The 22,671-nt window shown below is 40.1% G+C and carries 18 protein-coding genes and 4 pseudogenes; 11 read left to right on the forward strand and 11 right to left on the reverse strand.

Going from position 1 to position 22,671, the window contains the following annotated elements; genetic code table 11:
• Positions 1-5: 5 nt before the first annotated feature.
• The 7 genes from argB to ACU8V8_RS01930 all read left to right on the forward strand — a co-directional run bounded on the left by argB (position 6) and on the right by ACU8V8_RS01930 (position 6,359).
• Positions 6-767 carry an acetylglutamate kinase gene (gene argB, locus ACU8V8_RS01900; protein ID WP_446888651.1) on the forward strand — a complete coding sequence of 254 codons (762 nt, stop codon included), beginning with the start codon at positions 6-8 and terminating at the stop codon, positions 765-767.
• Positions 768-775: 8 nt separating this feature from the next.
• Positions 776-1,696, forward strand: a complete 921-nt coding sequence (locus ACU8V8_RS01905; RefSeq protein WP_446888652.1) for an ornithine carbamoyltransferase — start codon at positions 776-778, stop codon at positions 1,694-1,696.
• Between the two features lie 9 nt (positions 1,697-1,705).
• Positions 1,706-2,908: an argininosuccinate synthase gene (locus tag ACU8V8_RS01910; RefSeq protein ID WP_446888653.1), complete on the forward strand. Its 1,203-nt coding sequence runs from the start codon at positions 1,706-1,708 to the stop codon at positions 2,906-2,908.
• Between the two features lie 49 nt (positions 2,909-2,957).
• The gene (gene argH, locus ACU8V8_RS01915; protein ID WP_446888654.1) at positions 2,958-4,823 is read left to right on the forward strand and encodes an argininosuccinate lyase; all 1,866 of its coding nucleotides are present in this window, start codon (positions 2,958-2,960) and stop codon (positions 4,821-4,823) included.
• A gap of 281 nt (positions 4,824-5,104) precedes the next feature.
• A complete protein-coding gene (locus ACU8V8_RS01920; RefSeq protein ID WP_421959923.1) occupies positions 5,105-5,311 on the forward strand; it encodes a hypothetical protein in 207 nt (68 codons plus the stop codon).
• Positions 5,312-5,382: 71 nt separating this feature from the next.
• Positions 5,383-5,856, forward strand: a complete 474-nt coding sequence (locus tag ACU8V8_RS01925) for a hypothetical protein (protein WP_446888655.1) — start codon at positions 5,383-5,385, stop codon at positions 5,854-5,856.
• A 5-nt stretch (positions 5,857-5,861) separates the two neighbouring features.
• A complete protein-coding gene (locus ACU8V8_RS01930; RefSeq protein ID WP_446888656.1) occupies positions 5,862-6,359 on the forward strand; it encodes a hypothetical protein in 498 nt (165 codons plus the stop codon).
• 121 nt (positions 6,360-6,480) lie between these two features.
• On the opposite strand, the gene ACU8V8_RS01935 is transcribed toward ACU8V8_RS01930, so the two are convergent.
• Positions 6,481-7,887 carry a capsule assembly Wzi family protein gene (locus ACU8V8_RS01935; protein ID WP_446888657.1) on the reverse strand — a complete coding sequence of 469 codons (1,407 nt, stop codon included), beginning with the start codon at positions 7,885-7,887 and terminating at the stop codon, positions 6,481-6,483.
• Positions 7,884-8,366, reverse strand: a complete 483-nt coding sequence (gene coaD / locus ACU8V8_RS01940; RefSeq protein WP_446888658.1) for a pantetheine-phosphate adenylyltransferase — start codon at positions 8,364-8,366, stop codon at positions 7,884-7,886. The genes ACU8V8_RS01935 and coaD overlap by 4 nt, the downstream gene beginning before the upstream one ends.
• A 251-nt stretch (positions 8,367-8,617) precedes the next feature.
• Between coaD and ACU8V8_RS01945 the strand changes: the two genes are divergently transcribed.
• Together ACU8V8_RS01945 and thiI are read left to right on the forward strand one after the other, a co-directional pair.
• Positions 8,618-9,268, forward strand: coding sequence for a TetR/AcrR family transcriptional regulator (locus ACU8V8_RS01945; RefSeq protein WP_446888659.1), 651 nt, complete (start codon positions 8,618-8,620; stop codon positions 9,266-9,268).
• Between the two features lie 113 nt (positions 9,269-9,381).
• Positions 9,382-10,839 carry a tRNA uracil 4-sulfurtransferase ThiI gene (gene thiI, locus ACU8V8_RS01950; protein ID WP_446888660.1) on the forward strand — a complete coding sequence of 486 codons (1,458 nt, stop codon included), beginning with the start codon at positions 9,382-9,384 and terminating at the stop codon, positions 10,837-10,839.
• A gap of 28 nt (positions 10,840-10,867) precedes the next feature.
• Here thiI and ACU8V8_RS01955 read toward each other — a convergent pair whose 3' ends face one another.
• Both ACU8V8_RS01955 and ACU8V8_RS01960 read right to left on the reverse strand, forming a co-directional pair.
• Positions 10,868-11,770, reverse strand: coding sequence for a ketopantoate reductase family protein (locus tag ACU8V8_RS01955; RefSeq protein ID WP_446888661.1), 903 nt, complete (start codon positions 11,768-11,770; stop codon positions 10,868-10,870).
• Positions 11,763-12,113: a VanZ family protein gene (locus ACU8V8_RS01960; RefSeq protein ID WP_446888662.1), complete on the reverse strand. Its 351-nt coding sequence runs from the start codon at positions 12,111-12,113 to the stop codon at positions 11,763-11,765. The genes ACU8V8_RS01955 and ACU8V8_RS01960 overlap by 8 nt, the downstream gene beginning before the upstream one ends.
• Positions 12,114-12,257: 144 nt before the next feature.
• On the opposite strand from ACU8V8_RS01960, the gene ACU8V8_RS01965 reads away from it, so the two are divergent.
• Positions 12,258-12,740 (forward strand): YajQ family cyclic di-GMP-binding protein, encoded by a 483-nt coding sequence (locus ACU8V8_RS01965; RefSeq protein WP_446888663.1) that lies wholly within the window; start codon positions 12,258-12,260, stop codon positions 12,738-12,740.
• A gap of 102 nt (positions 12,741-12,842) precedes the next feature.
• Here the strand turns inward: ACU8V8_RS01965 and ACU8V8_RS01970 are convergent.
• The 7 genes and pseudogenes from ACU8V8_RS01970 to lptD all read right to left on the reverse strand — a co-directional run bounded on the left by ACU8V8_RS01970 (position 12,843) and on the right by lptD (position 21,563).
• A pseudogene (locus tag ACU8V8_RS01970) lies at positions 12,843-14,858 on the reverse strand (methyl-accepting chemotaxis protein).
• Between the two features lie 132 nt (positions 14,859-14,990).
• Positions 14,991-15,807: pseudogene (locus ACU8V8_RS01975) on the reverse strand (symmetrical bis(5'-nucleosyl)-tetraphosphatase).
• 6 nt (positions 15,808-15,813) lie between these two features.
• The gene (apaG, locus tag ACU8V8_RS01980) at positions 15,814-16,203 is read right to left on the reverse strand and encodes a Co2+/Mg2+ efflux protein ApaG (protein WP_087533512.1); all 390 of its coding nucleotides are present in this window, start codon (positions 16,201-16,203) and stop codon (positions 15,814-15,816) included.
• Positions 16,187-16,994 (reverse strand): annotated as a pseudogene (gene rsmA / locus ACU8V8_RS01985) (16S rRNA (adenine(1518)-N(6)/adenine(1519)-N(6))-dimethyltransferase RsmA). The gene apaG and the pseudogene rsmA overlap by 17 nt, the downstream one beginning before the upstream one ends.
• The gene (pdxA, locus tag ACU8V8_RS01990; RefSeq protein WP_446888664.1) at positions 16,991-17,983 is read right to left on the reverse strand and encodes a 4-hydroxythreonine-4-phosphate dehydrogenase PdxA; all 993 of its coding nucleotides are present in this window, start codon (positions 17,981-17,983) and stop codon (positions 16,991-16,993) included. The pseudogene rsmA and the gene pdxA overlap by 4 nt, the downstream one beginning before the upstream one ends.
• A 3-nt stretch (positions 17,984-17,986) precedes the next feature.
• A complete protein-coding gene (gene surA, locus ACU8V8_RS01995) occupies positions 17,987-19,282 on the reverse strand; it encodes a peptidylprolyl isomerase SurA (RefSeq protein ID WP_446888665.1) in 1,296 nt (431 codons plus the stop codon).
• A 36-nt stretch (positions 19,283-19,318) separates the two neighbouring features.
• Positions 19,319-21,563: pseudogene (gene lptD, locus ACU8V8_RS02000) on the reverse strand (LPS assembly protein LptD).
• Between the two features lie 103 nt (positions 21,564-21,666).
• Here lptD and ACU8V8_RS02005 point away from each other — a divergent pair.
• Positions 21,667-22,671, forward strand: coding sequence for an aminoglycoside phosphotransferase family protein (locus ACU8V8_RS02005; RefSeq protein WP_446888666.1), 1,005 nt, complete (start codon positions 21,667-21,669; stop codon positions 22,669-22,671).

Raw genomic sequence — 22,671 nt, forward strand, 5'->3', positions numbered from 1 at the left:
AAGTAATGCAAACATGGGTAATTAAGTTAGGTGGTGCAGTACTTAATACTGAAGATGCCGCAAAAGCATTGTTTGCTGCGCTTGCCTCACAAACTCAGGCGCAGTATGTCATAGTGCATGGTGGTGGGGCATTAGTAGATAGCTGGTTAAAAGAGGCTGGTTTTGCCAGTGCTAAACACCAAGGTTTACGTATTAGTCCAAAAGAGCAAATGCCTTATATTGTCGGCGCGCTAGCAGGTTGCGCAAACAAGCAGTTAATGAGCCAAGCCATTGTGGCAGGTCATATGCCTGTAGGGCTTAGCTTGTATGAAGCCGGTATTATTTCTACGCAAAAGCTAAAAGCATTAGGTCAGGTTGGTCAGTGTCAAAGTGGCGTACAAAGTGTATTACCTGAGCTTTTAAAGCAGGGTCGTTTACCGCTAGTCAGTTCGATAGGGTTTGGTGAGGACGGTCTTTGGTATAACGTTAATGCTGATGAAGCCGCTGCTGCAATAGCAAAAGAGCTTGATGCAGAAATTATTTTTATGACGGATGTAGAAGCGGTACTTGATGCAAATAAACAGCCGTTACATCAACTTGACACAAATCAGATCAATACTTTGATTGAAGAAGGAGTAATTGTGGGCGGGATGGAGGTCAAAGTTAAGACCAGTCTTCACGCTGCCCAACATTTACGACGAGGTGTGTATATTTCGAGCTGGCAAAAGCCAGATAACTTAATTGCTTTACTTAACGGTGAGCACGTCGGAACAAAAATTACACCATAGGTTTTTACATGTTTAATCATTTTTTATCCGGTCTTGAATTAGACCAAAAAGGCGCACTTAAATTACTTAATCTTGCGCAAAAAATAAAAGCAAACCCCGCTGATTTTAGCCAAGCGCTCGCGGGTAAATCAGTCGTCACCTTATTTGAAAAGCCAAGTCTACGTACTCGCTTATCGTTTGATATTGGCATTAATAAATTAGGTGGTCATGCAGTGTATTTGGATTCACAAAATGGCGCTATGGGCGCCCGTGAGTCAGTAAAAGATTTTGCATTAAATATTGCTAGTTGGGCAGACGGAATAGTCGCACGTGTTAATCAACACAAAACGCTGACTACATTGGCTGGGTTCTCTAGTGTGCCAGTGGTAAATAGTTTGTGTGATTTATATCACCCATGCCAAGCCTTGGCTGATTTCTTAACGCTGCAAGAAGTGTATGGTGATGTAAGCCAGCTTAAACTAGCCTATTTAGGTGAAGGTAATAATGTTACGCATTCACTCATGTTACTGGCAGCAACACTTGGCACTGATTTTGTTGCGGTTTGTCCGAAGGGAAGTTCACCGGATTCGCAAATATTAAAACAAGCAGAGCAAATAGCTGCAATGAATGGTGCGTCGGTAATGGTGAGTGACCGTGTTGAAGCTGCGGTAGGTGCTAATGTTGTTTATGCCGATACCTGGGTATCAATGGGCGATGACACACCGCTTGAACAAGTTAAAGAAAAGTACATGCCGTATCAGTTAAATGCAGCATTACTTGAGCAAACAGGGGCTGACACTGTACTACATTGCCAGCCAGCACACCGTGAATTTGAAATTACTTCTGAGGTAATGGATGGTCCGGCGTCAAAAATTATACAGCAAGCAGAAAACCGTATGCACGCGCAAAACGCACTGCTTGTTACATTATTAAATCCAAATTTTGTTTAAGGTATACCAATGAGTTCAATTAAAAAAGTCGTATTAGCCTATTCTGGTGGTTTAGATACATCGGCTATCGTGCCATGGTTAAAAGAAAACTATGGTTGTGAAGTTATCGCGTTTGTGGCTGATGTCGGCCAAGGCGCTGAAGAACTTGAAGGCGTGGAAGAAAAAGCTATCGCATCAGGCGCATCAGAATGTTATGTAGTTGATTTAAAAGATGAGATGGTAAGTGATTACATTTACCCAACGTTAAAAACTGGCTCAATCTACGAAGGTACTTATTTGTTAGGTACTTCGATGGCACGCCCAATCATTGCTAAAGCGCAAGTTGAAATTGCGCGTAAAGTAGGTGCAGATGCGCTTTCTCATGGTTGTACAGGTAAAGGTAATGACCAGGTTCGTTTTGAATCGTGTTTTGCAGCCTTAGCACCGGACTTAAAAGTGATTGCTCCATGGCGTGAGTGGGACTTATCAAGCCGTGAATCGCTATTAGATTACTTAGCTGAGCGTGATATTCCTTGTTCAGCGTCTGCAACCAAAATTTACAGTCGTGATGCAAACGCATGGCATATTTCTCACGAAGGTGGTGAGCTTGAAGATCCATGGTGCCAACCAAGTGACCAAGTATGGACATGGACGAACTCTCCTGAGCAAGCGCCTAATGAGCCAGAGTTAGTTACCTTAAATGTTGTCGAAGGTGAAGTTGTTGCGGTAAATGGCGAGCAGCTAAAACCTTACGGCTGTTTAGTGAAGCTTAATGATATTGCTGCACCACATGGTGTTGGGCGGGTTGATATTGTTGAAAATCGTTTAGTAGGCATGAAGTCACGTGGCTGTTATGAAACACCTGGTGGCACGGTGATCATGGCTGCACTGCAAGCAATTGATGAGCTAGTGCTTGATAAATCAAGCCGTAAATGGAAAGAAGTTCTGGGCGGTGAGTTTTCACACCTAGTTTATGATGGTCGTTGGTTCACACCGCTTAAAGATTCAATCTTAGCGGGCGCCGAAGCATTATCAACACTGGCGACAGGTGAAGTTGTTCTTAAGCTTTATAAAGGTCAAGTAACAGCTGTGCAGAAAAAATCACCAAACAGCTTATATAGCGAAGATTTCGCAACCTTTGGTGAAGATGATGTGTACGACCAATCGCATGCTGAAGGGTTTATTCGTTTATTCTCGCTTTCAAGCAGAATCTCAGCATTAGCGAAGAAGTAATTTAATAGGCCCCGTTTTACGGGGCAGTTTCAGGGTTTGGAGATATTTCATGGCATTATGGGGCGGACGTTTTTCTACGGGTCCAGATGAAGCGTTTAAACAATTTAACGATTCACTTCCCTTCGATTATCAACTCGCAGAGCAAGATATTGTTGGCTCTGTGGCATGGGCGGGTGCCCTAAAGCAAGTTGATGTACTAACTAGCGACGAGCATGAAACGCTTGTTGCTGCATTATATGAATTACTCGATGAAGTTAAAGCAGACCCACAAGCTGTGGCGACGTCGGGCGCTGAAGATATTCATTCACATGTTGAAGCTGCACTGATTGAAAAGGTTGGTGACTTGGCTAAAAAGCTACACACAGGACGTAGCCGTAATGACCAAGTAGCGACAGATTTTAGATTGTGGTGTCGTGATACTGCCGATCACTTACTTGAAGCATTAGGGCAACTTAAAGCTGAGTTTATTGCCCTAGCAGAACGTGAACTGGGTACTATTTTACCCGGCTACACGCACTTACAACGTGCCCAACCACTACTGTTTAGTCACTGGTGTATGGCGTATGTGGAAATGCTGGAACGTGATGAAAGTCGTTTAAGTGACGCTAAAGCACGAATGAACTTTTGCCCATTAGGCAGTGGTGCACTTGCGGGGACTGCGTACCCAATAGATAGGCAAGCACTTGCCACGGGGCTAGGTTTTACCGCTGCAACTAAAAATAGTTTAGACTCGGTCTCTGATCGTGACTTTGTAGTTGAGCTATTAAGCTGCGCGTCTATTTCAATGATTCACTTATCACGCATGGCTGAAGATTTAATCTTTTATAACTCAGGTGAAGCTGGGTTTATTGAGTTGGCAGATAACGTGACATCTGGCTCATCTTTAATGCCGCAAAAGAAAAACCCAGATGCACTTGAGCTTATTCGTGGTAAAACTGGCCGTGTGTTTGGCTCGTTTAGTGCCATGATGATGACCCTTAAAGCCTTGCCACTTGCTTATAACAAAGATATGCAAGAAGACAAAGAAGGCTTATTTGATGCAATGCCTACTTGGCTTGCCTGTATTCATATGGCACAAGCGTGTATTAAAGGTGTGAAGGTCAATGCTGAGCGCACATTAGCAGCAGCTAAAGGCGGACACTCGAATGCGACGGAATTAGCCGATTACTTAGTTGCGAAAGGTATCCCATTTAGAGAAGGTCACCACATTGTGGGTGTGCTAGTACAAATGGCTATTGCGCAAGGTAATAACTTAGAAGATTTAAGTTTAGAACAATTTAAGTCTGTGCATAGTATTTTTGAACAAGATGTATATCCTGTATTAGAAATAGACGCTTGTATTAAAGCGCGTCAAGCACTTGGTGGCACATCATTAGAGCAAGTAACCAATGCTGTGAAAGATGCCAAAAAAAAACAGCAAATAACGGTACGTGATGCAAACCTAGATGATGTTGAGTCTATTGCTAAGCTTATTCAGCACTGGGCAACAGTAGGTGAAAACTTACCGCGAGCTAAAAGTGATATGGTACATTCAATTAATGAATTTGCAGTCACTGAGGTGAACTCAACGGTTGCAGGCTGTGCCTCTTTGTATATTTATGATACTGGACTTGCCGAAATACGCTCACTAGGAATTGATCCTCAAACTGGCGTAACAGGGCAAGGGCGGCAACTTGTTGAGCACTTACTTGGCAAAGCCAAAAAATTGGCACTCAATCGCATCATTGTATTGACGCGAGTCCCCGATTTTTTTGAAAAGCAAGGTTTTACATTCTGTACTAAAGAAAGCTTACCGGAAAAGGTAATGAAAGACTGTGAACTTTGTTTACGCAAAGACAATTGTGACGAAGTCGCAATGGAATTTATTTTGAAGCCAAGTCGAAACACGGAGATCCCGTGTAAAAACGTAGCTTAAAATCCCTGGATGTAAAAGACGTACGGTTACCCCTGTGCGTTTTTTTATGGCCTTTACTATCTGGTATGACCTCTTTTCTCCATTTTCATTTCTAGAAGTGCTAGTAAAAGTATTAAAAGATCTAAAATCATTGAAAAGTTGGATCGCTATTTGCTTTATATTCATTAGATGACTCAGTTTGAGTTCACCTATGCAATACGCCAAAAAAATATTATAGCGTTATGCAGTAAACACTTAAATAGCTTAAGTAAAATTCAACAATTAATGAAAGGAACACTCTCATGCAAGTTACAGGTAACAGCCAACTACAAATGCAAGCATACAACTCTATGCAACAATCAAAGCCAGCTTTAGAACAAAGCACTAGTAATAAAACCCTACAATCTGATACAGTGTCTATATCACAAGAAGCTCTGGCAGCAGCTGGCGGCGCGGAAATTCAACGCGGTGGCGGGATTATCATTGATCCAGATAAGCGACCTCAATAGCTATTGGAATATGAATGTACTTGACTGAACATTTTGGTTTATCCTTAGGAGCCCTAGTTATATGGGGCTTCATGATGGCCTTTTTTTTTAATATATTTCTTTACCTTGCAACACCTAAAAAAAACTTAACTTTATTACTTAGTTCGTTTATTTTATTTCTATCATATTTTAGCAGTGACTATTTTTTTTCTTGGTTTTCTACTACTGAAACATATCTACACTGGGCTGTATGGGATTTTGTAACAATCGCTATATTAATAGGGATTTGGAAATTTACAAACTCTACTACTCCTTCTTCATTTTTATACCTCTGTGTTGGCTTGATAATTAACAGTTCATTATTTTTGTTGATTTATTATGATATATACATTTTGTATAATAAAGAGCCTTGGATCCTTTGGGATATCTATTCTTTCGGTGTGAATATCATCGACTTCACCATGATAGTTGCCTTAATTGTTGATAGAGACATTTTGGGGTTAATTAGGCTTAAAAACGGAATTAAAGCAATATTTAAAACACGTAACCTTAGCCATTCTCTGTAGTAATTATGTACATAAATGATGTAATAGGCCCTTATATCGGTGTGTTTATCGAATGGGGCTTTTTGATGGCTTTCCTTTTCAAATTAGTTTCACGGCTAAATAACCCTGAAAAATCAGTAGTTCAACTATGCTTTTTAATGGCTTTTTCGTACATACTTAGTGATATTGTGCGTTTGTCATTAAGTAATTATATGAACTGGTTTATTTACGATTTAATAACTATCGTTGTTTTGTTGGTATGGTTCCTTGTCATAAAAAAACATCAATTCCTCTTACTTTATTATATTCTAATAGGTCTAGGTTTGAATGCTTTACTGATGGCAGTAATACATTATGATATTTATGTATTGTACAATCGCGAAGAGTGGTGGCTATGGACTGCTTATTCTTATGGGGTGAATACCATTGATTTATTAATGATAGCAGTGCTTGTTACTGAGAAGGATTTTTTATTTTTAGACAAAGTAATATCTACCGACTCGCTCACTCTAACGAAAAAATGAACTGTTTGTCGGTAGTCAAGTATTAGGTGAGCTTCTATTTAGTCTCACTGATATCAGACTATGAAAATTATACAAGATCAAACAAGCAGCCTAACCCTGTATAATTCTATTCTAATAAACTCTAGAAGCGGTATTCCCAACTGGTTTTAACCGCGGTGTTTGTGTCTGAATCATTATTCAGCTCATCTTTGAATACGGAGCCAGTTACTTGCCAAAGGCCGCTAAATAGTGCTTGCTGATAACCAAGCTCTAACTGTACTCGTTTAAATGAGCCTATCTCTTGTGCAGGGGCTGTTATGAGTGATTCCCCACTTAACCAGCGTAGCTTAGCAAAACCAGCATAACCATTCATTGTGTGATATTGGGCGCCTATGACTGCAGATTTACTGTTATAAGGTGTTGAGCTGCCCATTAAGCGGTCTTTATGAATATAGCCTGCGCTGATATTAGTTAAGGTATCATTGCCATAAGTGCAATCCATTGCCGACACACACTCTTGTTGGGTATTGGTATACTCAAGGTAAGTTTTTAGTAGTTGTTGTTGATCGCCAAAAAAACTTTCAATGCCAACAGTATAAAATGGATCACTAGGTGTAAAGCCGCTGTCATTACGGCCCATTATCTCAGCGTAAAGCCCAAGCGGTTGACCTGCTATTTGCGTAGAATATTTGGCATCTAGGCTGGTAAGCTGCTGCTTTTTATTGTCAGCTTCTAATGTTGTGGTATCAATATAAGAGCTAGTTAAGAAATCTGATCCTGATGTGCTGAACGCAATTTCAAGCCCAGGCAGCGGTGTACTGGCAAAACGCATTGCCCAATAATCACCTTCATCATTATTAGTAAGAGTCGGTTTTTGTTTAGCGTAAATACCGGTAAGTTGCCAGTTACCAATAAATGAAAAAAAGCTCGGTCCATCGTATTGCGTATTGGCGCGGTTTACTCTAATGCCTTTCATTGGCGCAGCGTTATTTGATAGGAGTAGGGCATTATCATTACTTGGCCCCCACCAGTGGCTTATTTGTTCTGCGCTAATAGACCAATCGGCAATCAGTACCGCTAAATAACTTCCCTGATAATTTGTGTACTTATCATCTAGCGCTTCATCTGCATAATTAACACTGACCTTGGCACTGACTCTCTTTCCTGTAATAGAGCCGTAACTGTTTATTCCGCTTTTTTGTTGATCACGGCTGCCAAAACTCTGTTGCAAGTTTGCATCGCTATTGTAGTTTGCTCTAATACCTGAGCTAGTGCTGCGCTTAGCATTTGCTAGGGCATGTTTTACATGTTGTAAGGCAAATTGACTTTGCACTGATAGCTTATCGCGATCAAGGTTCTTTAGGTCTCGAGCAATACCTTGCCACATCAACGGGTAGCTATTAATTGGTTGTTTAATCACACCTTGATTAAAGAGCAGTTCAATTGAAGCACGTAAGAGTGGATCATCACTTTCAATCCAAGGTCCGGCTAGAGTCGGTAAAGGTAGCGAGAGTAATACGGCAAAACTTGCAAGCTTAGTTAACTTCATCCGTGCAATTTTTCCTCTAAAGCTTTAACAACAATTGGACTGACAAATTCACTGACATCACCTTTGTGACGGGCAACTTCTTTAACTAATGTTGACGAAATAAATGAATTTTTCTCTGCTGGTGTTAAAAATACGCTCTCTAAATCGGGGTTTAAACGTCGGTTCATATTAGCCAGTTGGAACTCGTAATCAAAATCAGAGACCGCACGAATACCTCGAATTAATACATTGGCTTTATGGTCACGAGCAAGGTCTGCCAGCAAACCAGAAAAACCAATGACACAGACATTATCAATATGATTCAGTAGGCTATTTGCAATTTCTACACGCTCATCTAAGCTAAAGCAGGGCTTTTTGCTTGGGTTATGTGCAATAGCAACAATAACGGTATCAAACATTTTAGCTGCACGTTGAATCAAGTCTGTGTGGCCGTTAGTGAGTGGATCAAAGGTACCAGGGTAAATAGCTGTAACTTTCATATGATTTAGCTTAGTGTTATTTTTGTGGTTATATTATCAGTGTTTTTGCTGCAAATCAGCCTTGTTAAGGTAATCACTTGTTATTACTTAACGTTAGTATTATTCAAGGTGAGTATTGTATCAGTTAGATTTAGGATAGAAATTTTCAAGGTGGTGTTTTATTCGATTGGATTTGTATATACTGCGCGGCTAATATTATTTGCATAAACTTTGAGCATTTACTTTACTAACAACCTAGAGTAGCAGAATACATGAGTACCAAGGATAAAATAATTAAGACCAGCATAGAGCTGTTTAACCAGCACGGGGAACGTGCGATTACAACTAACCATATTGCTTCTCATATGGGGATTAGCCCTGGCAATCTTTATTATCACTTTAAAAATAAAGAAGACATTCTTCGTCATATTTTTGCGCTTTACAGTGAACATTTGCATACCCAATTTACACCAGTAAGCAACGATAGTGATGGCTTTGTTCAGCTCAGCGGCTATTTAGATGCGTTGTTTGAATTAATGTGGCGTTTTCATTTTTTCTACGACAATTTAGGCGATATTCTGTCTCGTGATGAAGTACTAAAAAAAGACTATATAGAATTTCAGTCAGCTTTACTCACGCAAGTGAGAGGGATAATTATCAGCTTACGTGACAGTGGCTTAATGGAACTTGATGACGATGATGCAACAGAGTTGGCGCACATGCTAAAGCTGACGGTTAGTTTTTGGACTCCTTATATAAAAGCGCGGCGTTTAAGCGGTGAGCTATTACAGCAAGATATCTATAAAGGAATTTTAAAAGTGTTGGCTTTATTTAAAGCTTATGCTGCAGAGCAAAGTCTACCTAAACTTGTCGAGTTAAAAGAAAAGTACACACAATTATCACTACAGGTTGAGCCTGCTTAAACGGTAATAGATTTTAGCTATATTTGTTTATTTCCTAGACGTTAGATTTTTTGCTATAATCGCGCGCCCAGCACTTGGGTGCGTGAATTCTTAAATTGCCAAACGAGTAAACTATGCTTAAATTTATCGTCAAACTTCATCCTGAAATAGCCATTAAAAGCCGTTCGGTACGTAAACGTTTTACTAAAGTGTTAGAAAATAACATTAAAATCGTGCTGCGTAAGCTAGACGAGAAAGTACAAGTTAAAAACAACTGGGATAATATTTCAGTGGTCACGCTCAGTGACGACGCACAGATGCGTCTTGATTTTATTGATTCTCTACAGCGTATACCTGGCATTGTGCAATTTATTGAGGTAACCGAAACAACCTACGAAAACCTTCACGACATCTATGAGATTGCCTTAGATCTTATCGGCCATACCATTGCAGGTAAAACCTTTTGTGTTCGCTGTAAACGACAAGGTAAGCATGATTTTACCTCCACAGATGTAGAGCGTTATGTGGGGGGCGGCCTGAACCAGCATGTTGAGGGTGCGCGTGTACAACTTAGCCGCCCTGAAGTGACTGTTCGTATCGAAATAAAAGATGATAAAGCCTATATAGTTACGCAAACTCATTTTGGTATGGCTGGCTTCCCATTACCAACACAAGAGGATGTACTTTCTCTTATGTCTGGTGGGTTTGATTCTGGTGTTGCTAGCTACCAAATGATCCGTAAAGGTGCACGTACTCATTTTTTATTCTTTAACCTCGGTGGGGCGGCTCATGAGATTGGTGTAAAGCAAGCCAGCTACTATATTTGGAAACAGTTTAGCTCTACACATAAAGTTAAATTTATAAGTGTGGATTTTGAACCTGTTGTTGCTGAAATTCTTGAAAACGTTGAAAACAGCCAAATGGGTGTGGTGCTTAAACGTATGATGATGCGTGCTGGTAGCCAAATAGCGGAGAAAATGGGGGTTCAAGCTTTAGTTACTGGTGAAAGTATTGGGCAAGTTTCAAGTCAAACATTAGCTAATTTAAGCGTGATTGATCGTGTAACTGAAACCCTTATTTTGCGCCCACTCATTCAGCATGACAAACAAGAAATTATTAACATCGCCCGTAAAATTGGCACAGCAGAAATGGCTGAAACTATGCCTGAGTACTGCGGCGTAATTTCGAAAAAGCCAACTGTTAAAGCAAAAATTCAAGTTATTGAAGCCGAAGAGCAAAAGTTTGACTTTGATGTGCTCGATACGGTTGTTGCTAATGCGCGTATGATGGACGTGCGTGATATTGACGTAGAAGCAAAACAAGAGCTTAAAGAGGCTGAATCGGTTTCTGATTTACCCGTCGGTGCAGTGGTTGTTGATATTCGTTCACCGGAAGAAGAAGATGCTAACCCGTTAGAAATCAATGGTACTGAGGTTGTGCATTTACCATTCTTCCGTTTAGCGACTAAGTTTGGGGATTTACCACAAGATAAAGACTACTATTTATATTGCGCGAAAGGGGTGATGAGTCAATTGCAGGCGCTTATTTTACATGAAAATGGGTTTGCCAATGTGAAGGTATATCGCCCATAATAGTTTAGTTGATAGGTAGAAAGCGCGATTAATTCGCGCTTTTTTTATGCCTTATCATATCTAGAAAATACTGATTGTAAGGCGTTTTAACGCCAACTTTTGCTCCCTGTTGGCAAATGTAGCCACACATAGCATCGATTTCAGTTAGGCGGTTATGGGTAATATCCTGCTGCATTGATGAGTAGTTAAATGCAGTATCTGTCATCACTTGGTATGCTGTTGCTAGTGCATCTGCTAGATTGATATTGATACCTAGCTTAGTCGCAATGTAACATGACTCACTGAGCAAATTAAATATTTCAGTACTGAATCTAGGTGCTGCTAGATCCCCATTTTTAACATTGTAGTGTGCACTTAACGGGTTAATTGCTATATTTATGAGTAATTTATGCCAACGGAGCAAAGCAATTTTTTCACTATAACGAAAACGGGGGATTGCGGACAACGCTTTAATTAAATGTGGTAAACCTTGGGTTGCGATATCATTGCAGCTGCCTAAAATACTCTCGCCATCACCAGTATGGACTACTGTGTTAGAGTCTGATTTAAAGCCTGCCAAGCGGGTGGTTAAAAAATAGAGAGCTTGTTGATTTTGTAATTTAGCTAAAATAGGTTGCAGATCACTCATGCCATTATGCGATAAAACTAGCTGACATGATGGACTTAAATAGGGAAGTAACTGTGCTAAAGCCTCATTTACTTGATACGCTTTGACCGCAAATATAACTATGCTTACAGGTTTTAATTGCCCTAAATTTTTATTACTCAGAACGTTAACATTAATGATTTTACGTTGTTCGGGGCTTTGATAATAATATTGATTAGCAGGTTTAGCTTTGCGAGAAATTAAGTTGATATGATTGTTAGCGCTTAAAAAGTGACTGTAAAGTAAACCTATTGCTCCATCACCTACAATAACAATATTATCCATGATTGGGCTTTTTTCCAATATGAAAAGCAAATTTGACTATAAAGTAACTGGCAGCACCAGCAAAGTCAGCAATAAAGTCAGCCACAGATGCTTGGCGGTAGGGCAGCATATCTTGCATTACCTCAATGGCGGCACCGTAGCCTGCTAGCGTTAAGATTTGCACCCATAATGGAATTTTAAATGCTTTGTCCATCACAACGGCAAGGGCAAAAAAAATGCCAAAGTGGGCAACTTTATCAACATGTGGGAACAGATTGGCAGCGCCTTTGATTTCCTTGGCAAATAAAAAGGTAAAGGCCACTATACTGACTAAAAAAACAGCTTGGTAAACACGCCTAGTCACGATATATCCTGAATCGTTTAAAAATAGAGCCATAGTATATCAAACAAATTTAGTATCGCACCTGAACGAAACACAGAAATATGTAAAGATTTATAAAATAGGCGGTATAATATAGAAATTAAAAAATCTTGTTAGGAGAGACTAATGCCTTCTTTTGATATTGTATCTGAAGTAGAAATGAATGAAGCACAAAACGCTGTTGATAATGCAAAGCGTGAACTAGACACTCGTTTTGATTTTAGAGGTGTTGATGCATCAATTGAGCTAAACGATAAAACCATAAAACTTAAAGCAGAAGCTGACGCTCAAGTGCTGCAATTATTTGATATTTTAGCAAACAAAATATCAAAACGTGGCATGGATGTATCTAGCCTTGAATTGCAAGATATCTCTCGTGCAGGAAAAAATGTTTTTCGTAACGTCGCTCTTAAGCAAGGTATTGAAAAAGACGTTGCTAAAAAAGTGGTTAAAGCAATTAAAGATTCAAAAGTGAAAGTGCAAGCTGCGATTCAGGGCGAAGAAATACGAGTGACAGGTAAAAAGCGCGATGACTTACAAGAAGCAATGCAAGTCGTTCGTAGTGCTGACTTGGGGCAGCCATTTCAGTTTAAAAACTTTAGAGATTAATTTAAGTACTGCAACAAGTTTAGGCGCTTTAAAACCTAATGATAGGTAAAGAAAAAGCCCCGTTGAGCAATCAACGGGGCTTTTTAATATTGTTTTATGAATTTAAACTTTAAACTCATCGACTGACAAACGTAATTCCTCAGCGAGCTTTGCAACTTCAGAGCTTGAAATATTAGTTTGGTTCGCTCCTTCAGCTGTTTGCTCGGCAATAGCTACGATTGACTCAAGGCGTTCGCTAATTTCTTGAGACACTTGCTGTTGCTCTTGTGCTGCAGTTGATATCTCTTCACTCACATCATGAGCTTGCGCGACAGCAGTAGTGATAGAATCAAGAGCAGTATTGGCTAAATCTGATTGCTCAACACACGATTCAGCTTGTTGTTTGCCTTTGGACATAGCAGATACTGCTGCTTCAGCACCACTTTGCAGTGATTCGATCATTGCTTGAATTTCTTGTGTTGATTCTTGTGTCTTGCTGGCAAGAGAACGCACTTCATCAGCAACTACGGCAAAACCTCGACCTTGTTCACCTGCACGGGCAGCTTCAATTGCGGCATTAAGTGCGAGTAAGTTAGTTTGATCTGCGATACCACGAATAACATCAAGTATACTGCCGATAGAGGCGCTATCCTGATGTAATTTATTGATCACTTGTGATGCGTCGTCAACTTCGCGGGCGAGTTGTTCAATAGTTGCTTTGTTTTGGCTTGAAATACCTTTAACCCGATCCGCTTCTTTATCGGCATTTTTAATTTCTTTCAGTGCTTGTTGCGCACTGTTGCTAACCGTTTGTGAAGTACTGCTCATTTCGGTGGTTGCAGTTGCAGCTTGCTCCACTTGAGCTTGTTGGTTGCGAATTGCTTGGCTTGACTCACCGGTGATTGCCGATGTTTGCTCTGATGCAGCAGCAAGTTGTGTCGAGCGCGAAATAATTCCTTGGATCAAGCTTCTTAAACTGTCTATTAGGGTATTACAACTACGTGATAATTCACCAAACTCATCTTTAGCTGAATCATCTAAGCGCTGTGTCATATCCCCACTGGCAACGATATCTAAAATGCGATTAACTTCAGCTAATGGTGTTGTTATCCGATTTACGGTGATAAAGGCAACCACAATAGCTAGTAAAGTTGCAGTAATCATACCAATCCATGTCCATAAATTGGCAGAATTAACATCGTTACTTACACCTTTTTGCAGCTCAAATGCCACGTTACTAGCTTGTTTCTACAAGTTCATTGAGTTGTTTCAGCGCGGTGGTGGTGGCTTCATCAGCTTGTGCAAGCTCTGACTTTGTCATCGCGATTACGTCTATTAAGCGCTTTTTGTTAGCCGATAGGCTGTTGGTGCCTTGTATGTTTTCGCGGATAATCACTAAGTAATTATTTAAATCAGCAAATAAGTCAGGGTTATCGGCCTCTACAGCAGGTTTTAATAAACTAATACTACGCTCGACCTCTTCTAAATAATAGAGTTGTTCGTTTTTAACGATATCTAATGTATTTTGAGTTTGAACTGTTAGCATATCTGTACTGTTGGTCACTAGAGATAAAAAGTTATTCTCTAGCATATTAGCGGCTTGATAGGCGCGAGCATCATTTTCTTCAAGGCCATCTATATCAATAATATCTAGCACCACTGAATTTGCATCTTCTGCGGCCAACTCTATTGTTTCAAGCTGAGTTCGGAGTGTTTTGTTAATTTCAAGCTCATCAGCTTTGTCGTTCAATAAGCCATCAACAGCTTTGATAAAGCTGCTGTATGTTTTTGTACATCTTGGCTGTTGCGGTTTAATTGCGGGTGATCACCCACAATGCTTTGTAACTGTGCCTTCGATTTAGCAAAGCGTTGTTTACGTTCTGTAATCGCGGTTTTGATAGGCGCTAGCTCTGCTGTTGAAGTAGTATAAAAGCTGGCTTGTGCAGCTTTACTCATTAATATAAATTCAACTTGAAGGTCTGAACTTTCTTCTAATGCGGGTAATGATAACTGGTTTACCTGTTGTGAAGAATTGTTAATATTTGCAATTCTGAACAGTGAGTTACCCCCAATCAAAAGAAGCAATAGAGTGATGCAGATAAACCCACCCCAAATACGCTGGCTAACAGTTAAGTTCATATGAATTTCCATAAAAGAGTAGTAATTAGACTTTATCGGCTTAATTGCAGATAAGTTAAGTAATTAAATTTAATTACTTTTAACAATTATTATACTAAATCTAACAGAAGAACGCCTTTTTTTCAGTTAAATTTAATTAGATTTGGCAGAAATAACACTAAAGCATTGTTTATTTTTTAGCTCCATCAAAGTCATAGAGCCTCCCCACACACAGCCAGTATCAAGTGCATGAATATTTTTAAGGCCTGTTTTTCCCTCTAAAGATGCCCAGTGGCCAAATACAATATGATTTTTAAATGTGCTAAAACGAGAGTGGGAAAACCAAGGTATTATTGTGTTTGAGTCAGCAGTCGCCCCCTTACATTTAAGGTCTAACTGGCCATCGACAGTTAGGTATCGCATTCGGGTAAAGTAATTAACGATATAGCGAAACTGCTCATAGTCAGTTAATTGCTCATGCCAAAGAGTCGGGTGCTGATCATACATGCGCTGGAAAAATACCCTGGCCTGATCACCTTGATAACATTTTTGTGCAAATTGAGCGTGTTCGAGTGCTTTGTTTATTGACCAATCTGGGTTTAGCCCTGCATGAGACATAAACACATTTTCGTGTTCAAGCCATAAAGCTAAAGGTTGTTCTAATAATAAGTCTATATAAGCGGGGGAGTGCTGTAGAGGCAAAAACCTCTTGTAGTTTATCTTTAGGGTTTATTGGTTTATTCAATAGGTAACAAGCAATGAGGTGTAGGTCATGATTACCCAGTGTTACTGTGATGCTATCTTGGTTTTGATATAGATATTCTAAACATGCGAGCGAGTTTGGACCTCGTGCCACAATATCGCCTACCAAGTATAGGTGATCTTTACTCGGATTAAAGTCAACCTGTTGTAACAGGGCTTGAAACTCATCAAAACAGCCCTGTAAATCACCTATCGCATAGTTAGCCATAGTAAATTAATGCAAAATGTTTGGTTGAGCTAATCTAAACACATTAATAGGGGCATCAAACTCAGTGCCAAACTCATTTTTTAACGTGTAGTAACCTTGCATCGTACCCACGGGGGTATCCAGCACAGCACCACTGGTGTATTTATAGCTTTCACCAGGTCCTATAGTGGGTTTTTCGCCAACAACACCTTCGCCTTGAACTTCCACTTCTTTACCATTGGCGTCTGTTATCAACCAGTAGCGACTAACTAGCTTTGCACTACATAAACTGTGGTTTTTTATGGTAATAGAATACGCAAAAACGTATTTATCAAGTTCAGGTTGTGATTGACCTTCTACGTAAAAAGTTTCTACGGATACTTTAATGGGCGAGCCCAAATTACTGCTTGTTGTCATAAATCCAATTAGCTATATCTATAAATTGTTGTAACGAAAGGCTTTCAGCACGAAGAGTAATATCAATGCCAATGCTTGTGAGTTCATCTGCGGTCAGTAAATTAGCTAAGCTGTTACGCAAAGTTTTACGGCGCTGGTTAAAGGCTTCTAGGCAAACCGTGTTTAAGATTTTTACGCTTTTCGCTGTACGTTGCTCTGGCTTTTTCGGTATCAAGCGAATAACCGCAGAGTCAACTTTAGGGGCTGGCTTAAAGCACTCAGGTGGAACTTCAACCACAGGCATCGCATTGCAATAATACTGCGTCATAACACTTAAGCGACCAAATGTTTTACTACCAGGGCCTGCTACCATGCGCTTTACAACTTCTTTTTTGTAGCATGAAATGCATGTGTTCAACATTATCTGCAAATTCAAACAGGTGAAAAAGTAGTGGTGTTGAAATGTTGTATGGCAAGTTGCCAAACACTTTTAATTTTTTGTCATCGCGTACTAAGCTTGAAAAATCAAATTTCATTGCATCGCCTTGATGCACGGTCAGTTTTGGCCCTAAAAATGGGTGCTCAGTTAAGCGCTGAGCAAGATCTTTATCTAGTTCAACAACGGTTAGATGACCACTTAGTTCAGTTACAGGCTCAGTGATGGCACCAAGACCAGGACCAATTTCTACTAGGTTATCTTCAGGTTTTGGGTCGATAGCAGTAACGATTTTATCGATGATCGATTCATCAAATAAAAAGTTCTGGCCAAAACGTTTACGGGCGCGGTGTCCTAAATGTACTTTATCTGTCATTGATTCTGTGCTTTTTCATGGGCGAGCTTAATTGCTTCGCGGATCGCTAATTCAAAACTACCCACTTCAGCATGACCAGTACCAGCTAAATCTAAGGCTGTCCCATGGTCAACTGAGGTGCGAATAAAAGGTAAACCTAAAGTAATGTTCACTGACTTACCAAATCCTTTGTATTTTAGCACAGGTAACCCCTGATCGTGATACATTGCAAGTACAGCATCTGCTTGAGATAGGTATTTATCTTGAAACAATGTATCAGCGGGCAATGGGCCAATTAAATTCATTCCCTGATTGTTTAATAACTCAAGGGTAGGCGTAATAGTTTCAATTTCTTCACGGCCTAAATGGCCATCTTCACCAGCGTGCGGGTTTAAGCCACACACTAGAATACGTGGTTTTTCAATACCAAACTTAGTTTGTAAGTCATGATTTAAAATGCCGGCTACTTTTGATAAGCGTTCAACTGTTATAGCACGTGACACATAGGCCAAAGGAATATGTGTTGTTACCAGGGCGACACGTAAGCCTTCAGTTGCTAACATCATTACCACGTCAGCAGTATTCGATTGCTGAGCAAAATATTCGGTATGGCCACTGAACGAAATGCCCGCTTTATTTATGATGCCCTTATGTACAGGACCTGTTACCACAGCATCAAAAGTACCATCCATATTTTTTTCTGATGCTATGCGAAGCGTATCGAGTACATATTGACCGTTAGCATCATCGAGTACACCCAATTCGACTTGTGCACCTAAATCTACTTGATGCAGATACACAGTGCCAGCAGGGCAGGTAGCAGCAGGCGCTGATTCATCAAATTCAATTAAATTAATTGTTAAACCTAGCTTCTCAGCACGCTGTTTTAGTAACTGGCCATCTGCAATTACAACAAGTTGAGCTGGCCAATCATGTTGGGCTAACTTGAGTAATAAATCAGGGCCAATCCCAGCAGGTTCGCCGGGGGTAATCGCTATACGTAACGTCATTTGTTACTCATCAATTGGGAAAATTTCAACGTGGGCTTGTTCACGCATTTCTTGCTGCCAGTTAAAACTTTCTTCTTTAAACTTACGGTTAAATAACATGCCGTGCGCACGGTTTCGTTTTGCTAGCTCAGTTTTGTCTGCAACACGCTTATCAAGCAGTTGCACAATATGCCAACCAAATGTAGTTCTAAATGGGTCACTAATTTCATTCTGATCAAGCGATAGCAAAGTATCTCTAAACGCAGGTACGTAGGTTGTTGGATCTGTCCAATCGTACTCTCCACCTTTAAGTGCTGAACCTGGGTCCTCTGAATACTCTTTAGCTAATTCAGCAAAGTCAGCTGTGCCAGCTCGTAGCTCCTTGGCAAAACCATTTAGCATAGTACGTGCTTTTTCTTCACTTAAAATGATAGACGGCTTAATCAAAATATGACGAGAACGCACTTCAGTTGTTTCGACCACTTGGCGACCACGAATATCTTGTACTTTTACAATGTGGAAACCTGCACCTGAGCGAAGTGGACCAATAATCGCCTCTTTTTTCGCCCCTTTTACAGCTTCTGCAAATAATGACGGCATTTCGTTAATGCTCATCCAACCTAACTGGCCGCCTTCAAGTGCCTTAGAACCACTCGAGGAGGAGATTGCAATACGCTTAAACTCTTTACCGTCTCGTAAAAACTCGATGACTTTATCAGCACGAGTCTTAGCACTAGCAATTTCATCTGCAGAGGCGTTATTTGGGATATCTATTAAGATATGACCAATGTCGTATTCTTCCGTATTTTGGCCTTGGCTTTCCATAATCTTTAATAAGTTATCAACTTCTTGTGGGCTGATATAAATGCGGCGATCGACGTTAGCACGCATAACTTGCTGCGTGGTGATCTCTTTACGAATCTCTTCACGGTATGATTGAAAGCTCTCACCTGAGGCCTCAATCGTACGACGTAAATCAGCAATAGTACCGCCTTGCTCTTTCGCCATGCCGATTAAGGTTTGATCAAGTTGGCTGTCTGAGATCTCAAGGCCCATACGTCCAGCCAATTGCATCATTAGGGTTTGATTAACCAGACGCTCCATTGCTTGGATACGCAATGTTTCATCAGAAGGAAGCTCTTGGCCTTGTTCTTTCGCTTGTGCTTTAACACGGTTAACGATAGTGTCTACTTCACTTTGTAAAATAACACCCTGGTTAACAATACCTACTACCTTGTCTATTTCAACAGGGGCTGCGATAACACTTTGACATAACCCAAAGCTTAAAAATGCTGATGCTAATAATTTTTTTAAATTCATACTTTTTCTAATACTCTTGCTAATAGTACGGTAATACTAGTTATTAAGAAAATACGGTCTACGATAGCCAAAAATACCTTGTTGTAATAATTTTTGTGCATCATAACGGCTTTTACTACCTAATCCTTTCAAGACAATGTTAAACCCAATGCTTGAATCAAATGTAGCTTGTTCTTGGCCTATAGCCTGGTTTAAATCGGTTTCAATTTGGCGACTAGCTGTTAATTGGAATGCCCAACAGCACGATTCGTATTGCAATCCAGTAAATATTTCAATACTACGCCCCGTCTCTAAATCACGGTGGTAACTGTTTACAAACTGCCATTGTTCACTAATTGGAAAGCTAGTAAAAAAAGCCAACTTGTTCGATTGTATTGCCTGAGACATCATTTGCATAGCGATGGTTCAATTGTACCAGCTGATTATTATCACCTTTGTAATCTAAAGTAACGTTAGACTGGATAACTTGTTTCCCATCGGTGTCATATTGAATACCACCTGATAAATACCAGCGACGGTGCCAATGTATCATGCTTTGCGCTGCAAACAAGGCATTATAGTTGGTGTCGGAGTTCAAACCTTGCTCTGTCGGCTTGGCTGAATCTTCTAAATAAAAGATTTGTCCGGCACTGAAATTAAACAGCTCTTCGCTATTATCGTTGAACAATCGGGTCGTGGCGCCCAAAGTAAATTGATTTGCCGCGGCAATACGGTCAATACTTGAAAAACGGCTGTCGCGAAATAAACCAAAAAAGTCATCTTGAAGTTTGGTTGTATCATATAAACCAATATCAGATTGATCCTCATCAGGTGTATATAAATATTGCACCTGAGGTTCAAGAGTTTGAATCCCGTTACTTACTAATTTAGTGTCACGTTCAAAGTTTAGTTGGCTATACAAACGTACTTTAGGCAAGGTTCTGGATACAGACTCAGAATACCCGCTTCCGGCTAAATCACCTTCTTGTTTGTAGTTAGTGTGTAACACACTAAACTCAGATAAAAATGACCATGCGTACTCTTGGTAGCCATAACTTGCTTTTGGTTCAATATGCACACGTGTTGCTTTATCAATGATTGCCGAGCTATTGGTAAAGTGGCTTAACTCACCATCTAGAGTTAGCTCAATATTACTGAAACTAAACGGTGCTGTTTGAGAAAAACTAATTTGTGGCCAGGCAGCATAGGATTCAGCGTGATTACCTAGAACTTCAAAGTTTTGCACTTTTATATCTGTACGCCAGCGTTCGCCTAAATAAGATAATGAACCGGTACGGTACAACTGGGTGTCAGTACGGGTTGCATAATCTGAACCCAAATCGGTTAGGTAGTTATCATCACTAACGTTTGTGATGTCTATGTTGGCACGCCACTTTTCACCAAAGTAGCTTTGTTGCTGCCAATGAAAAAGGTAACGGTCGCCTAATTCAGGCTCTGAATCATCTTTATTTAGATATTCTAAGCCTAATAAACCTTCACTGCTTTCACTCAAATAGCGAAACTCAGTAATTAATTGCAGTCCTTTTTTAGACATATACCTAGGTGTTATAGTGGCATCGTAATTGGGCGCAATGTTCCAGTAATAAGGAGTAACAGACTCGATACCATAACGGTCGGAAGCTGAAAAGTTCGGTGTTAGTAAGCCAGACTTTCGACGGTCATCAATGGGAAATGTAAAATAGGGTAAGTACAGCACTGGCGCATCCATTATACGCAATACCATATCGTGGGTTTCACCCCAACCTTCTTCTCGAGATAAGTCGATTTCATCTGCCTCTATTGCCCAAAGAGGAACCGCTTCCGGACAGGTAGTAAAGCTTGCGTTCAGCAGGTTTAAGCCAGACTCGTTGACTGTGAGCTTTTCGGCTCCACCGTGACCTTGTTGCTGCGTTAGTTTGTAATCTGCGCCAAGCAAACTGATTTGTGAATTATTTAAATCTGCATTTAATCCAGCACTATTTACTTCGCTCACAGTGTCGCGGTAAGTAATTGGGCCTGTGGCATTAAGTAACCCACGCTGTTTGTCAATAAGTGCACTTTGTGCGGACAAACTCATAGTAAGGGTGTTAATATCAACGTTACCGGTAAATTCTGCGCTTTGGGTACCAAGCAGTTCTATATCATCTGAACGGATATCGACCATGCCCAAGTCAAGGCCAGCAAGCGGTTGCCAAGCTCTGGTTTGCATTGAATTGCCACAAAAGTTGTGTGTCAGCTCAGTTTCGGCAAGCGATGGTGCGCTAATTACGCTTAGCATCATTATGCCCCAGGTTTTGCTCATTTATTAACCTTAATATGCTGTCATTGAATATAGGTCTGACATAATAAAGGAAAACAATGGCAAATACAGTATTTGACTTAGTGAAAAATAGATATCGAGTGTAATGAATCGTTTTAAAAGTTTACAACAGTTTTTAACCCCGCACTTTAATGATGAAGAATATCAGTTAGCTGCGATCACGGGAGATGCCAGTTTTCGTCGCTATTTTCGCTTAAATAGAGGCCAAGATAGCTTTATCGTGATGGACTCAGATCCTCAAGTTCTCGATAACACGCCTTACATAGAACTTAATAAAGTATTTTCAGAACATGGTTTTACTCTACCTAAAATTCTCCACGCCGACGAAAAACAAGGTTTTTTCTTACTAAGTGACCTTGGTAACACACACCTTGCAGATTTACTCGATGATAAAGAACGTACGAATCACTACAAACACCTCATAGATCTCAGTGCGAAATGGGCAAAAATGCCAGCTGTTGAGTATATGAAAGATTTTGATCGCAACTTTTTAGAATTTGAATTAAGTATATTCTTAGAATGGCTTGTTGAAGGGTTTTTATCGTTAAAGTTAAGTGATGCAACACAAACTGTATGGAAAAATAGCTGTGAAGTATTAATTGAAAACATCTTAGCGCAACCTACAGTAACTGTTCATCGAGACTTTCATAGCCGTAATATTATGCGTAGCAATCAGCAGTGGGCCATTATTGATTATCAAGACGCCGTACAAGGTCCTGTGTGTTATGACTTGGTGTCGCTACTGCGTGATTGTTATTTTAAATTGCCTCATGATGAACTTGAATTCTTACTTAAGCATGCATATAAAGAGTTTGAACAACAAGGTTTAATTAGTGATGTCAGCTTCTCAAAGTTTACCCAGTGGTTTGATTTAACTGGCGTGCAACGCCACTTAAAAGCAGCAGGGATCTTCTGTCGACTTAATTTACGTGATGGCAAACTTGGTTATATGAATAATGTATTACCAACACTACGTTATATAGTGGATGTTTCAAAAGAACATACTACGTTGGCTGAACTGGGTTGTTGGATAGAGCAAGAAATTATTCCAGCCACGCTTATTGCTGTTAAAGAACATGTAGGCAATTAA

The sequence above is a fragment of the Pseudoalteromonas sp. SaAl2 genome, assembly GCF_052947895.1.